General features: G+C 55.8%; 13 protein-coding genes. 1 reads left to right on the top strand and 12 read right to left on the bottom strand.

What is annotated here, in order from left to right; genetic code table 11:
- Window positions 1–57 precede the first annotated feature (57 nt).
- The 3 genes from AC06G8_RS09365 to lpdA form a co-directional block, all read right to left on the bottom strand.
- Complete coding sequence (locus tag AC06G8_RS09365) at window positions 58–1,041, bottom strand: alpha-ketoacid dehydrogenase subunit beta (protein ID WP_447661836.1); 984 nt, start codon at window positions 1,039–1,041, stop codon at window positions 58–60.
- A gap of 3 nt (window positions 1,042–1,044) precedes the next feature.
- Entirely contained in the window at window positions 1,045–2,070 is a 1,026-nt protein-coding gene (locus AC06G8_RS09360; protein ID WP_447661837.1) for a thiamine pyrophosphate-dependent dehydrogenase E1 component subunit alpha, read from the bottom strand.
- Window positions 2,071–2,186: 116 nt separating this feature from the next.
- Window positions 2,187–3,614 (bottom strand): dihydrolipoyl dehydrogenase, encoded by a 1,428-nt coding sequence (gene lpdA, locus AC06G8_RS09355; protein ID WP_480285120.1) that lies wholly within the window; start codon window positions 3,612–3,614, stop codon window positions 2,187–2,189.
- 172 nt (window positions 3,615–3,786) lie between these two features.
- Here lpdA and AC06G8_RS09350 point away from each other — a divergent pair, with 172 nt between their 5' ends.
- The gene (locus AC06G8_RS09350; RefSeq protein ID WP_447671040.1) at window positions 3,787–4,071 is read left to right on the top strand and encodes a DUF2627 domain-containing protein; all 285 of its coding nucleotides are present in this window, start codon (window positions 3,787–3,789) and stop codon (window positions 4,069–4,071) included.
- A gap of 871 nt (window positions 4,072–4,942) precedes the next feature.
- Here the strand turns inward: AC06G8_RS09350 and spo0A are convergent.
- From spo0A to xseB, 9 genes are all read right to left on the bottom strand, one after another.
- Window positions 4,943–5,758 (bottom strand): sporulation transcription factor Spo0A, encoded by an 816-nt coding sequence (gene spo0A, locus AC06G8_RS09345; RefSeq protein WP_447662242.1) that lies wholly within the window; start codon window positions 5,756–5,758, stop codon window positions 4,943–4,945.
- Window positions 5,759–5,955: 197 nt separating this feature from the next.
- The gene (gene spoIVB / locus AC06G8_RS09340) at window positions 5,956–7,284 is read right to left on the bottom strand and encodes a SpoIVB peptidase (protein WP_447661839.1); all 1,329 of its coding nucleotides are present in this window, start codon (window positions 7,282–7,284) and stop codon (window positions 5,956–5,958) included.
- Between the two features lie 120 nt (window positions 7,285–7,404).
- On the bottom strand, window positions 7,405–9,105 hold the full coding sequence (recN, locus tag AC06G8_RS09335; protein WP_447661840.1) for a DNA repair protein RecN: 1,701 nt from the start codon (window positions 9,103–9,105) through the stop codon (window positions 7,405–7,407).
- 33 nt (window positions 9,106–9,138) lie between these two features.
- Entirely contained in the window at window positions 9,139–9,588 is a 450-nt protein-coding gene (gene ahrC / locus AC06G8_RS09330) for a transcriptional regulator AhrC/ArgR (protein WP_021882313.1), read from the bottom strand.
- 3 nt (window positions 9,589–9,591) lie between these two features.
- Window positions 9,592–10,065: a hypothetical protein gene (locus AC06G8_RS09325; protein ID WP_480285119.1), complete on the bottom strand. Its 474-nt coding sequence runs from the start codon at window positions 10,063–10,065 to the stop codon at window positions 9,592–9,594.
- A 153-nt stretch (window positions 10,066–10,218) separates the two neighbouring features.
- Window positions 10,219–11,061 carry a TlyA family RNA methyltransferase gene (locus AC06G8_RS09320; protein ID WP_480285118.1) on the bottom strand — a complete coding sequence of 281 codons (843 nt, stop codon included), beginning with the start codon at window positions 11,059–11,061 and terminating at the stop codon, window positions 10,219–10,221.
- A 96-nt stretch (window positions 11,062–11,157) separates the two neighbouring features.
- On the bottom strand, window positions 11,158–13,053 hold the full coding sequence (gene dxs / locus AC06G8_RS09315; RefSeq protein ID WP_480285117.1) for a 1-deoxy-D-xylulose-5-phosphate synthase: 1,896 nt from the start codon (window positions 13,051–13,053) through the stop codon (window positions 11,158–11,160).
- A 99-nt stretch (window positions 13,054–13,152) separates the two neighbouring features.
- Window positions 13,153–14,064 carry a polyprenyl synthetase family protein gene (locus AC06G8_RS09310; RefSeq protein WP_480285116.1) on the bottom strand — a complete coding sequence of 304 codons (912 nt, stop codon included), beginning with the start codon at window positions 14,062–14,064 and terminating at the stop codon, window positions 13,153–13,155.
- Window positions 14,061–14,324: an exodeoxyribonuclease VII small subunit gene (xseB, locus tag AC06G8_RS09305; protein WP_447661845.1), complete on the bottom strand. Its 264-nt coding sequence runs from the start codon at window positions 14,322–14,324 to the stop codon at window positions 14,061–14,063. Before xseB ends, AC06G8_RS09310 begins: the two co-directional genes overlap by 4 nt.
- Window positions 14,325–14,328 lie beyond the last annotated feature (4 nt).

Raw genomic sequence — 14,328 nt, 5'->3', positions numbered from 1 at the left:
TGCCAGACCCCTGCTTGGAACAGGGACCTCATGGCTCGTAATCGCAAAGCATCGGGATCAGTAAAGAGCAAGCTCTCTCATGGCCTCGAGCACTTTGTCCTTGTTCAGCATGAAGAATTTTTCCCCGGGAGGATTGATCGGCATCGCCGGCACATCCGGACCGCACAATCTGCGGATCGGGGCGTCAAGCTCGTAGAGCATCTCCTCGGCGATGATCGCGGACACCTCCGCGCCGATGCCGCCGGTTTTGTTGTCCTCATGAATGATCAGCACTTTCCCAGTGCGGCGGGCCGCTTCGAGAATGCCTTCCTTGTCGAGCGGCTGAAGAGTGCGCAGATCCAGAATATGCGCGCTGATTCCTTCCGCTGCGAGCTCCTCGGCCGCCTGCAGGGCGAAATGAAGAGGCAGGCTGTAGCTGATGACCGTAATGTCATCGCCTTCCCGCAGTACATTGGACTTGCCGATCGGCACCGTATAATCGCCTTCCGGCACGGAGCCGTTGACGAGCGTATAACATTTCTTGTTCTCGAAGAACAACACCGGATCAGGGTCGCGGATAGCGGCAGTCAGCAGTCCTTTGGCGTCCGCAGGCGTATAAGGGGCGACGATCTTGAGCCCTGGCGTTCCGAAGAAGACCGATTCCGGGCACTGGGAATGATAGAGGCCTCCGAAGATGCCGCCGCCGATCGGCGCGCGGATGACGAGCGGGCATGACCAGTCGTTGTTCGAGCGGTAACGGATTTTGGCCGCCTCGCTGATGATCTGGTTGGTCGCAGGGAACATGAAGTCCGAATACTGCATCTCTGCGATCGGCTTCATTCCATACATGGCCGCTCCGATCGCAACCCCGGCGATCGCCGATTCCGACAGCGGAGTATCCATGACGCGGGTCTCGCCGAACTGCTGCTGAAGACCCTTCGTCGTCGTGAACACGCCGCCCTTGACGCCTACATCCTCACCGAGCACGAATACATCCGGATCGCGCTCCATTTCTTCTTTCATGGCAAGCCGGATCGCCTCTATATAGTCGAGTACTGGCATCGGTTACTTTCCTCCTTCGCTTCCGTCCGCGTAGACATGGAGCAGCGTGCTCTCAGCCGCGGGGAAAGGCGCTTCATCGGCATATTTCGTCGCCTCGTCGAGCTCCCGGCGGATGGCTGCCGTCAGCTCCTCGTCCTTCTCCACGCTCCAGGCGCCGGCATCGATCAGATACTGGCGGAAGCTGATCACGCCGTCCTTGGCGCGGTTCTCATCGACTTCTTCCTTGGTCCGGTATGCAAGATCGTTGTCCGAAGTGGAGTGAGGGGACACACGGTACATCATCGCCTCGACGAGGGTAGGCCCTTCGCCGGCAAGCGCTCGACGATGCGCTTCCTTGACGACGCCGTAGACCGCAAGCGGATCGTTGCCGTCCACTCGCAGGCCGGTGAACCCGTAGCCGAGGGCACGGTCCGCCACCCGGCCGCCCAGCTGCTTGTGGACCGGTACCGAGATGGCATACTGGTTGTTCTCGCACATGAGGATGACCGGCAGCTTATGGACGCCTGCAAAGTTGCAGCCTTCATGGAAATCGCCCTGGTTGCTCGAGCCTTCCCCGAACGTCACGAAGCTGACTCTCTGCTCGCCTTTCATCTTGGCGGCCAGAGCGATGCCGACCGCATGGGGAACCTGGGTCGTCACGGGAGAAGAGCCGGTGACGATCCGCAGACGCTTGTGGCCGAAGTGGCCCGGCATCTGCCGGCCTCCGCTCGTCGGATCCTCTGCTTTGGCGAAGACGGACAGCATCAGCTCGCGCAGCGTCATGCCGACCGAGAGGACGAAGCCGTAATCGCGATAATAAGGGAGGAAATAATCCTGGTCCCGGTCAAGAGCCCAGGCTGCGGCCACTTGAGCGGCTTCCTGGCCGATTCCGGATACGTGGAAATTGATTTTGCCGGCACGCTGCAGCAAGAGTACTCTCTCGTCGAACATCCGGGCCGTGCGCATTTTCGCATACATTTGAACAGCATCTTCATCCGACAATCCGAGCTCGCGGTGACGGGTCAAGCTGCCTACAGGTGGTTGGTTCATGGGATGAACCTCCTTCTGCTCCTAGTTTTAATACCAGGTACTAATACTTGATCATACTCATTATAACTCGGTCTCGGGCAAAAGGAAACTCCAGCCGCCCAAAAGCGGCTGGAAGGTCAGAATGCGAAGGATTTGCCGTCCACGGCCAGCATGGCTTCACCTATCGCTTCCGATAGGGAAGGATGAGGATGGATGCTCGCTCCGACTTCCCATGGCACGGCGTCGACGAGCTGAGCGAGCGCTGCTTCGGCGATCAGCTCCGTCGCATGAGCGCCGATGATATGGACGCCGAGCAAATCCCCTGTCGTCGAATCCGCGATGACTTTGACAAAGCCCTGCGTATCTCCCTGCACGATCGCTTTGGCGACCGCTGCGAATGGAAGGCGCGCAGTCTTCGGTTCATGCCCTTGGGCTCGGGCCTGCTCCTCCGTATATCCGATCGATGCTGTTTCCGGATGGCTGTATACGCAGCGCGGAATCCGGTGCGCAGCCGGCGGAGCCGTCTTCTCTCCGAGAATATGCTCCACAGCCGCGATTCCTTCGTGAGCGGCGGCATGCGCCAGCTGCACCCCTCCGGTAACGTCGCCAATGGCGTAAATGTGAGGCTCCGATGTTTGCAGGCTGCCGTTCACCTTGATCCAGCCGCCGCTGACCTGGATATCGGTATTTTCAAGGCCGATGCCCTCGACGTTGGCTACCCTGCCTACCGATACCAGAAGCTTCTCGGCTTCGAGCTTGACGGTCGCGGAGCCGATTTGCGCATCGACGGCAATGCCCGCCGGTTGGCGCTCCAGCGTCTCAGGAATGACGACGGCGTCGGTATGGATGATGGCTCCCCGGGATTTCAATGCTTTGGCTAAAGCTCCCGAGACGTCGGCATCTTCTCCAGGCAAAATGCGCGAAGCTGTCTCGACAAGCGTCACCTTGACGCCGAAATCAGTCAGCATGGAAGCCCATTCCACTCCGATTACGCCTCCTCCGACAATAATCATCGAGGCAGGCAGCGACTCCAGACGGAGCGCCTCGTCGCTGCTCAAGACATTCCCGCCGTCCGGTTCAAGACCCGGCAATATCCGCGGACGCGAGCCTGTCGCGATGATCAGCTGTTTGGACACGACGGATTCCGTCTCCCCGTCCGCCAATTCGACGGCCAACGTGCCGCTCTTGGGCGAGAAGATGGACGGACCGACAATGCGCCCGCTGCCATGCACGATCTGGATGCCGTGTTTCTTCATCAGCTGCTGGAGCCCGCGGTACAACTGATTGACGGCGCCTTCCTTGCGGCTCTGAACGGCTCCGAAATCCACACTTATGCCGTTCTTGTCCACCCTGACTCCATATGCATCCGCATGCAGGAGCGACTGGTATACTTCCGCGCTTCGAAGCAGGGCTTTGCTTGGAATGCAGCCTCGATGCAAGCATGTCCCGCCGACTCGATCCCTCTCCACAATCGCTACGGATTTCCCTTCCTGCGCCGCTCGAATTGCAGCCGTGTATCCGCCGGGTCCCCCGCCAAGCACGGCAATATCTACTTGAATCGTCATCGTATCGCTTCCCCTTCAATCAAAGTGCAATGACTCCATTGTACCTTTTTTAAAACGCGAATAACACTGCATGGACAAGCATGCCGTTTAACGTTATCATTAAAAAAGGCTTATTTTAGGCAACTTTGTCAGGAATAATGCCGAGTTTGGGCCTGATTAAGGAGAGAACACCATGAGAATGGTCATATCCAGGTTTATTGCTATTCTTATTCTTGTCATTCCCGGAATCATAGCCTGTTACGGCTTTCTGAAGATGAAGAGCTCCACGTTCGAATATTTTGCCGATCTCGGCAATGATTCCATCATTCCGCATTTCAAATGGCTGCCATTCATTGGCGGGTTTATCATGTTTGCTGTCGGAATCGGTTTCATTGGCGGATGGATCTTCTTCCGCGACCGCAAGCATAATTATGTCGCTCCGAGATTCAAGAAGAAGCGGCCTAGACCCAACCTTTGACCCGCAAGGCGATGGCACAAGCAATCCCCTTTCCTGACTCGTACTATACAAGTAACCAGTTAGGAAAGGAGTTGCAAGCATGTCCTGTCATCCGAACCGTCCATATTGTCCTGAAGAGACAGTTGTCGATCCTACTCAAACGGTCTACCGCGATATCTATCATCCGCAGCTCGTCAGAGTCGTCCACAACATCGATATCGTCACTCGTCATCACTGCGTTCCCGTCCGTTGCGACGTTTACCGTTACAATTGCCGCGATGAACATGTAGGCTCTGTTAATAACGAGAATCATGAACTTCACGTGAATGGCGACTGCAATCGATCCAGCATCTCCCGGGCCAAGAAATCCTCCAAAAACCGTTCCAAAAAGAAATAGCTCCCGCTGGATATGACTGCGCGCTACAATCACGCGGCTTCATGCAGTGCGATAAAAGAAGACCGTTGCGGCTTAATGCCCAACGGTCTTCTTGGTCTTATCAAGGTTATGACGAGCTTGGATGGTACCAAGGTTAAGATGAGCTTGATGGTACCAAGGCTAAGATGAGCATTGATGGTACCAAGGCTAAGATGAGCATTGATGGTACCAAGGCTAAGATGAGCTTTGATCGTACGAAGCTTATGCTGAGCTTTGATGTTACTGAGACTAATGACCTTTAAGGTTACGAAGCTTATACTAAGCTTTCATGTTGCCAAGACTAGATGAGCTTGATGCAGAGGGCATAAGTTTCTTGAAAAGCCATCCAATCCTTTCATACCCTCGCCATGCAGAACCAGATTCTTATCCTCCGCGGCTGTAAATGCGCAAGCTGCCGGGCAGTAAGGAGCGTGTATGCAGTCGAGCTCATCCATGCGAACAAATGGATTGAATTGACTAGCTGACTTTGTGCTCGATCCGCAGCTTGTCCGCCACCATGGCGATGAACTCGCTGTTTGTCGGCTTGGACTTGCTGATGTTGATCGTATAGCCGAACAGGTGGCTGATGCTGTCGATGTTGCCGCGCGTCCAAGCGACTTCAATGGCATGGCGGATAGCGCGTTCGACGCGGGAAGGAGTCGTCTTGAACTTCTCCGCGATGGCAGGATACAGCGTTTTGGTGATGGCGCCGAGAATCTCGATGTTGTTGTACACCATCGTGATGGCCTCGCGCAGATACTGATATCCTTTAATATGTGCAGGAACGCCGATTTCATGAATGATGCTGGTGATATTGGCGTCCAGATTTTTCCCTTTTGCGATCGGCACCACGTTGGACTTGATGACCGAAGATGCGGAGAACGAGGAGCCGGATGATGCCATTACCGCCGAATTGCCTACAAGCTGACGAACGCGGTTGGCCAGCATCTCCATGTCAAACGGCTTGAGGATATAATAGGATGCTCCCAGCTGTACGGCCTTTTGCGTGATGTTCTCTTGGCCGAAAGCTGTCAGCATGATTATTTTAGGCATCGGTTGAATTCCGGCATCGCGCAGACGTTCCAAAACGCCGAGACCATCAAGATGAGGCATGATGATGTCGAGAATAAGCACATCCGGAATACGTTCCATTTCGCTTAGCAAACGCAATACTTCTTCGCCGTTGTAAGCGATGCCGGAAACTTCCATATCCTCCTGCTCCGATATGTACTCCGAAAGCAGGTTCGTAAATTCCCTATTGTCATCTGCTAACAAAACTTCGATTTTAGCCAAAATTGGTCCTCCTCCAAATTGAACTGAGATGGTCGGCTGTTTCATTTTGCTCCTATAACATTTCGACAGTTTCAATTGAAATCCTTCTGTCGAATATTATTTTTCTTTATTTTCCCTAACGATATATGTATAATAATTATTTTGCTACATTTAGCGACCCCGTTCCTTATCATTCGACAAACAGGGACCTCAAGGCATCAAGCTGCCTTAAGGTCCCTGTTCGAGGTTTGAAGAAGAACGCCTGCGTCTTGAAGCATCCACTCGATAAAACATCCATATCCGGAAGAAGGATCATTTACGAATACATGCGTCACCGCTCCAATCAGCTTGCCGTTCTGCATGATCGGACTTCCCGACATGCCTTGAACGATGCCGCCCGTTAAATCCAGAAGCCTTTTGTCCGTAACCTTGATGACCATGCCTTTTGTCGCTGGGCTTTTCTGACGGCTCACATGGGAAATCTCGACCTTGAACCGCTCGACCTTCTGTCCGCTCAGCACGGTCAGAATTTCGGCCGGCCCTTCTGCGACTTCTTCCGAGAAAGCGACTGGAACCGCTTCGGATTGATAGCTATGGCTTGGCATTTCTTTCATCTTGCCGAAGATGCCGAAAGGCGTATTGCGTTCGATGTTGCCGAGGATCTGGCTTTCATTCACGAAATGCGCTCTTTTCTCGCCCGGTTCGCCGCTCAAGCTTTTGTTGATGGAAGTCACATTGGACTGGAGAATTTGGCCGTCCCCGACTTCAATGGCCGTGCCGGTATCCAGATCGGTAATGACATGTCCCAGAGCGCCATACACGCCTTGATCCGGCGCGTAGAACGTCAGCGTGCCTACGCCTGCAGCCGAATCGCGGATATAAAGGCCGATTCGCCAGGAGCGGTCATCCACGTCGTAAGCCGGCTTTAGCTCGATGTCCATCATTTTTCCAGCCCTTTTGACTTTTAGTCTCAGCGGTTCCTTGCTGGTTCCGGCTGTCTCGGTAAATTCCGCGACCTGCTTGACTTCACGTACGCGCTGGCCGTTGATCTCCATGATCAAATCGCCCAAACGAATGCCTGCAAGCTCTCCAGGAGAAACTTTGGATTGCGGACTTTCCTTAACGAGATGATGGCCGACAACAAGAATGCCTGAGGATTTCACTTTGACTCCGATCGTCTGTCCTCCTGGAATGACCTTCAGATCGGGAATGACATCGACATGAACCGTCTTGAAGGGGATAGCTCCGAACAGTTTCAAGGACATCGTGGCTTTGCCGGTTTCTTTGGAAGCGGCAATGGATATGGGCCGGTTCAAATCAAGGGATTGCCTTCCTTCGGATTTTCCGTTCACATGAATGAGGTTGGAGTCCACGGTCACGTCCGCACGAACGGGCATGTTGTAATCCAGTCGTTTCATCTGCCCGGAGAATAAACGCAGCTCTTTCGGGAATGAGGCATAATTCAGGAACGGACTGGAGATGCCGATCATGCAAACGAAGAATACAAGAACTAACCCGAACCACCGCTTCCGCTGGTTGGCGCTCAATGATCTCACGCTCCCTGTAGTTCCATCGCTTGACGAGAAAGGTAATCGCCAATTGCGTACCTATAAGGTACCCCGCCCCCCCTGATTTATGTCCGATAAAACATTCCCTGAATACCTTGATCAGGCCCCTTTTTGTCGATCTGCCAGCACCAGCATTTCTTGTGCATGATGGCGGGTTTTGTCCGTCACTTCAACGCCTCCGAGCATGCGGGCAAGCTCTTCGATCCGCTCGCGGTCGCTCAGTTCCTTGACGGATGTGACAGTCCTGTCGCGTACGACATCCTTGCTGATCTCATAATGATAATCCGCCATGCAGGCGACTTGCGGCAGATGGGTGATCGAGAATACCTGGCATTTGCCGGATAATTGCGACATCTTTTCCGCTATTGCTTGCGCTGCCCTGCCGCTTACGCCGGTATCCACCTCGTCGAAGATAAGTACGGGTACCTGATCGATCTCCGCGAATATGCTTTTGAGCGCCAGCATGATCCTGGACATCTCGCCCCCGGAAGCGATTTTGCTGAGCGGCTTGAGCGGCTCTCCCGGGTTGGGGGCCAAAAGGAAATCAGCTTCGTCGATGCCGTTGAGGCCAAGACGGTAGCCATCGCCCTGCGGCTGTCTTTGCAGGGAAGCGCGGAAAACGGTGCGGCTCATGCCGAGATCCTTCAATTGAAGCTCGACCGATGCCGACAGTAGTTCTGCGGCGATCGAGCGCTCGTGCGAGAGGCTTTCTCCAAGCGCCGACGCTTCCGCATGTGCGCTTAACAGCGACGCCTCCAGCTGCCGGATATGCTCGTCCCTGTTCTCGATCAGATCCGCTTCATGTTTGATTTTCTTGTAATAAGCCAGAATATCAGCAACGGTGTCTCCGTACTTGCGACGCAGGCCGCCAATGACCGTAAGCCTGTCCTCGATGACGTCAAGCCGCTCCGGATCGCTCTGGACGGAATCGCGATATCCTCGAAGCTGATGCGCAGCATCTTCGGCTTGGTAGAACGCTCCCTTCAGCTGTTCCAGCAGCGGCTCCAGTACAGCCGAATCGTAAGCCTTGATGTCTTCAAGCTTGGCGATCGCCGAACTGATCGCCTCAAGCGACCCGCCATCGAACAGCAGCCCGTATGCAGCCGATGCATGGGACATCAGCTTTTCCGAGTGCGAAAGCTTCTCCTTCTCTTCCTGCAGCTGATCCCATTCATCCTTCCTGAGCCCGGCTGAACGGATTTCTTGGAGCTGGAACTTGTAGAGGTCGAGCATCTGCATGTTGTGGCGGCTTGTATCCTGGGCGTTCTTGAGCGCCTGCCGGACTTCGCCGTAGCGGGAGAAGGCGGCCTGATACTCGCGCTTCAAGCCAGCCACCTTCTCGCCTGCGAACAGGTCGAGCCATTCGAGATGATGCTCGCTCTTCAAAAGCGATTGATGCTCATGCTGGCCATGAATGTTGACCAGGCACTCTCCGACCTCGCGCAGCATCGTCAGATTGGCTATGCTGCCGTTGATCCGGCAAGAGCTCTTTCCTTGAGCGGAGAGCTCTCTGCGGATGATGAGCAGGTCCTCCGAGCTGCCCTGAAGCCCAAGCCGCTCGATCGCCCTCCATACCGGATGGCCGGCCGGAAGATCGAATGTCGCCTCCATCTCCGCCTTGTCGCATCCGTAGCGGACCATATCCGAGGATCCTCTGCCGCCGATCAAAAGAATGAGCGCATCGATCAAAATGGACTTGCCGGCCCCCGTCTCGCCGGTCAATACATGGAAACCATCATGGAAACCGACCGTGACTTCTTCAATAACGGCTAAATTGCGGATGGACAATTCGCGAAGCATAAAGACACACTCCTCGTTCCGTAAAAGTAGGTTTTAGTTCATCATGCCGAGCAGCAGGTCGACGATCTTGCTGCCGCCTTCTTTCTTGCGGCATATAATCAAAATCGTATCGTCGCCGGAAATCGTTCCCATGATCTCAGGCCATTCCATGCCGTCCAGCAGGGAAGCGATTCCATTGGCTGTCCCGGGCAAGCACTTCATGACGACCAGGTTGTCTGCCTGATCCACGCCGAGGAAGTTGTCCAGCATGGAACGCTTGAGCTTGTTGACGGGAACGAAACGCTGTTCCTGCGGCAATGAATATTTGTACCTGCCGTCTTCAGCAGGCACCTTGATGAGCTGCAGCTCCTTGATATCCCTCGACACGGTTGCTTGGGTCACCTGCAGCCCGGTTGCACGCAGGGCTTCCACCAGCTCGTCCTGAGTTTCGATGACGCTCCTGCCGATGATCTCCCTGATCTTGACATGACGAAGACCTTTCATTCCTTATGCCTCCCTTGTTCTTGGCCTCTTTGTATCCTCTAAATCGAACTTGACCGTTCTTATCGACCGCTCCGCCGGATCCACCACCAGAATGCCTTCCAGTTCCGGCATAAGCAGGACGAAAACCAGCAGCCGATCGCGAAGCCCGCTGCCCGTCCAATCCATGGGCTGGCGTTCGCGGCTGATCTTCACCGCATACATAAGTCCATCACATTCCGCCACATAGTCGATGTAGAGGCGGCTGTACAATTCCTGACCGTCCAATTCCACGGCGATCGGAACCTTGTGCTTGCCGGACAATACTTCATATCCTCGTGATTCCAGAAAGAGCACATGGGCATCGTCAGGTTCAAGCAGTTCTCCTCTTCCCAGCACAAGCCGCTTCATCCCTCGCGGCTGATGGAGCCAATTGTAGAAGGCGCGGTACCCCCAATAAACGATTAGCAGAACTGCCGCAACCATGACGAACAGATCCACGATCTTCCCTCCTCCCGCAAGCAGCGGTGAGGGATGAATTCGATTTTTCTGCCGCATTTCCTTCATGGAGAGTGAGAATTATCCCCGAACATTTGTTTGTTGTTTCCAGAATACCAGAACATGCGTTTGTCTGTAAAGTGGGGATGGAAGAATTTATTTGCCCGAGCCGAATCTCTCCCCTGCTTCCCGGACGACTTGGCCGATCTGCTCGCTCGACCATCCAGTCGCTTCTGCAGAGTCCTTTTCCTCGCCGCCGCTCCGCTTCCAGCGCGCCAGAAACTCAATATTGCCCTCGCCGCCGGTTATCGGCGAATACGTCAGGTCGACGAGAGCGAAACCGGACGCGTCCGCAGCTTCAAGCACCGAATGCAGCACTTCCCTGTGAACGGCAGGCTCCCGGACGATGCCGGCTTTGCCGACCTTCTCGCGGCCGGCTTCGAATTGAGGCTTGATCAGCGCCACGACATCCGCTCCGGCATCCAGCAGCTGCGACAGCGGCGGCAGGATGAGCTTCAGCGAAATGAAGGATACATCGATGGAAGCGAAATCCGGCCGGGCTCCCTTGATGTCTTCGGGAGTCATGAAACGGAAATTGATCCTTTCCATCACGGTCACTCTCGGATCCTGCCGAAGCGACCAATCGAGCTGATTGTACCCGACATCGATCGCGTAGACATGCCCGGCTCCATGCTGAAGCGCGCAGTCTGTGAATCCCCCGGTCGAAGCCCCGATATCGAGCATCGTGCGGCCGGTAAGATCAAGCCCGAATTCACGGATCGCCTTCTCAAGCTTCAAACCTCCGCGGCTGACGTATGGATGGACGCTTCCCTTGACTTTAATATCGGAGCCGCGGTCCACCTTCATCCCGCTTTTGTCCACCGGTTCGTTGTCCACCAGCACAAGGCCGGCCATCAGCGCCGCCTTCGCCTTTTCCCTGCTCGGAAAATATCCCAGCTCCACGAGCAGCACATCGATTCTTTCTTTGGAAGACGCCATTGCTTTCTCCTCTGCTTGTTATGATTATGGGTCCGCATTCGATTCCCTGACCAAAAAAAAGGCCTGCAGCGTGAGAACGCCGCAGGCCATCTGCCGTCAAAGCTGGTTCGTCGCCCGCTTGCGCCTCGGCTGCAGTCCCATGACCTCGGCCGCCAGACGCTCCGGCGTCAACCCTACTTCCGCGCGCTGCTCCTCAATGGAAGCATGCTCAATGAATTCATCCGGTATGCCGATCAGCCGGACCTGGACGCCCGTGCGCCCGCCCAAGGCATAATGCTCCAGCACCGCGCTTCCGAGCCCACCTTGGAGAGAGCCTTCCTCCATGACGAGAAGCGGAATGCCCTCTTCCGCCAAGGAATCAAGCATGACGTGATCAAGCGGCTTGATGAAGCGGGCATTGATTACACGAAGGGAAAGACCTTCCCGCTTCAAAAGCTCGGCTGCTTTTTCCGCTGCCTGGACCATCGGTCCGACTGCGATGACCGCGGCCGATTCGCCTGCGCGGACCGTCTCCCAGATACCGATCGGAATCGGCGTCATGACGGGATCCATCTCGACCCCCGTTCCGTTCACGCGCGGATAACGAATCGCAATCGGGCCTTCGTTGTAATCGACGGCTGTTTTCATCATGTTGCGGAGCTCGTTCTCATCCTTGGGCATCATCAGCACCATGTTCGGAATATGGCGCAAGTAGGCGATATCATACACGCCGTGATGCGTCTCGCCGTCCGGACCGACAAAGCCGGCCCGGTCGATGGCGAAAATGACGTTCGCGTTCTGCCTGCAAATATCATGGACGACTTGATCATAGGCGCGCTGCAGGAAGGTGGAGTACACGGCATACACCGGCTTCATCCCTTCCATAGCCATCGCCGCCGACATCGTCGCCGCATGCTGCTCCGCGATGCCGACGTCGATCATCCTGCCGGGGAAACGGGCCGCGAACTTCATCAGCCCGGATCCAGCAGGCATCGCCGGAGTGACCGCCACGATGCGCTCGTCGCGCTCGGCCAGCTCGATGAGCGCATCGCCGAACACCTCGGTATACATCGGCGGTCCGACCGCCTTGAGCATTTGTCCGGATTCGATCTTGTACGGAGAAGCCCCGTGCCATTTGAACGAGTCGTTCTCGGCCGGTGTATATCCTTTGCCTTTGACTGTGACGACATGCACAAGAACCGGTCCCTGCACGTTGCCCGCCTGTTGCAGCACATCCAGCAGCTGGCCCATGTCGTGGCCGTCGACCGGACCGAGATAATGGAACCCGAACTGCTCGAACAGGATGCCGCTCATCAGCAAATATTTGAAGCTGTCCTTGAACCGCTCCGCCGTCTTCGCCAGCTTGCCGCCGATGGCGGGGACCTTCTGGAGAAGGGATTGAAGCTCTTCCTTCGCCTTCTGGTAATGCCGGTCCGTACGGATCCGGCCGAGATACTGATGCATGGCTCCGACATTCGGGGCGATCGACATCTCGTTGTCATTCAAAATGACGATCAGGTTCTTCTTTTCGTGGCCGATATGGTTCATGGCTTCAAGCGCCATGCCGCCGGTAAGGGCGCCGTCGCCGATGACCGCGACGACCTTGTTGCTGCCGCCTTGCAGATCCCGCGCCAGCGCCATGCCCATTGCGGCCGAGAGGGAGGTGCTGCTGTGGCCTGCCTCCCATACGTCATGCTCGCTTTCGCTGCGCTTGATGAAGCCGCACAGCCCGCCCTGCTGGCGCAAGCTGTCGAAGCGGTCCATGCGGCCGGTCAAGATCTTGTGGACGTAAGACTGGTGACCGACGTCGAACAGGAACTTGTCTTCCGGACTGTTGAACAGATAGTGGAGCGCAAGAGTCAATTCGACGACGCCAAGGTTGGGAGCTAGATGCCCGCCGGTCGCCGACAGCTTGCGGATAAGGAATTCGCGGATTTCGGCCGCGAGCTGATCCAGTTCCGGCAAGGCCAGCTTCTTGAGATCTTGAGGTCCGTTGAGGTTGTCGAGCAGCACGATAAGGTTCCTCGCTTTCCTGAGCGGGTATCGATCGCCGCTCCGTCAATACACATTATTCACCATTATATCATACAAAACGACACGAACCCAGCAGGGTCAGCGGTCCCGCTTCAGCAGGTAGTCCGCCATTTCGAGCAGCCTTGCCGGCTTCGCCAGCCCGGCGCGGCCAAGAGCTTCCTTGGCGTCGCTTGTCAGCTGCTCCATCAAGCGGCGGCTTTCATCCATGCCGATCAGGAAAGGATACGTGACTTTGCCTGCGGCCGTGTCGCTGTTTGTTTTCTTACCCATTTTTTGCTCGTCGCCGATCAGGTCGAGAATATCGTCCTGGATCTGGAATGCGAGCCCGATGTTTCGCCCGAACAGGCCTAGATGCTTCAATGCCTCCTCGCCGGCGCCTCCAAGGCGTCCCCCGGCAAGAATTGAAAATACGATCAAATCGCTGGTTTTGTGCTCATGGATATATTCAAGCTCCTTAAGCGTCGTTACCCCTTGCTCGCCCTTCATATCGGCAGCCTGCCCGCCAACCATTCCTGCTGCGCCGGAGAGCCGCGCCAGATCGGCGGTTATGTCCAGCAGAACGCCTGGATCCGCTCCCTTGCTCCTTGCCGCTGCCGTCAAATAGAAGGCATGCGTGAGCAACGCGTCGCCGGCCAGAATCGCCATTGCCTCTCCGTAAATCCGGTGGTTGGTCGGCTTGCCGCGCCGAAAGTCGTCGTTGTCCATGGCCGGAAGATCGTCATGGATCAGCGAATACGTATGGATAAGCTCAACCGCGCAAGCTACGGACAGCGCAGCCTCCTGGTCACGCACATCTCCGCGGGCCGCCTCCGCGGCAGCCAGAACGAGCACCGGACGAATGCGCTTGCCTCCGGCAGACAGGGAGTAAGCCATGGATTCGCGAAGCGTGCCCGGCACATCCCATGAAGGAGGCAGGCTCGCCGCAAGCGCTTCTTCCACGAGCAAGGCCGATGCGGACAAATACTCCTTGAACGTCGTCGTATCGATCACAGGACATCCTCCCGATCGTTCTGTGCAGCCGAGAAAGGCTGGGTCTGGAATTCGGATCCCGACTCCAGCAGCGTCTCAATCCGTTTCTCCACTTGCTCCAGCTTGCCTCCGCACAATTGGGACAGCTTCATCCCTTCCTGGAACAGGTCGATCGCCGTTTCCAGCGGAACGTCCCCGCCTTCTAGACGATCGACGATCGATTCCAGCTTCTCCATCGCTTCCTCGAAGCTCATGGCCGGTTCCTGATTATCAGCCTTCATGCGG

The organism is Paenibacillus sp. SJS-P3, from assembly GCF_056711585.1.
This window is presented reverse-complemented; position numbering and strand designations above follow the sequence as displayed.

Coding starts and splice junctions, on each gene's coding strand:
- AC06G8_RS09360 (WP_447661837.1), bottom strand. CDS start 2,070: ATGAACCAACCACCTGTAGGCAGCTTGACCCGTCACCGCGAGCTCGGA.
- recN (WP_447661840.1), bottom strand. CDS start 9,105: ATGCTTCGCGAATTGTCCATCCGCAATTTAGCCGTTATTGAAGAAGTC.
- ahrC (WP_021882313.1), bottom strand. CDS start 9,588: ATGAAAGGTCTTCGTCATGTCAAGATCAGGGAGATCATCGGCAGGAGC.
- lpdA (WP_480285120.1), bottom strand. CDS start 3,614: ATGACGATTCAAGTAGATATTGCCGTGCTTGGCGGGGGACCCGGCGGA.
- xseB (WP_447661845.1), bottom strand. CDS start 14,324: ATGAAGGCTGATAATCAGGAACCGGCCATGAGCTTCGAGGAAGCGATG.
- AC06G8_RS09350 (WP_447671040.1), top strand. CDS start 3,787: ATGAGAATGGTCATATCCAGGTTTATTGCTATTCTTATTCTTGTCATT.
- AC06G8_RS09320 (WP_480285118.1), bottom strand. CDS start 11,061: ATGGCGTCTTCCAAAGAAAGAATCGATGTGCTGCTCGTGGAGCTGGGA.
- AC06G8_RS09365 (WP_447661836.1), bottom strand. CDS start 1,041: ATGCCAGTACTCGACTATATAGAGGCGATCCGGCTTGCCATGAAAGAA.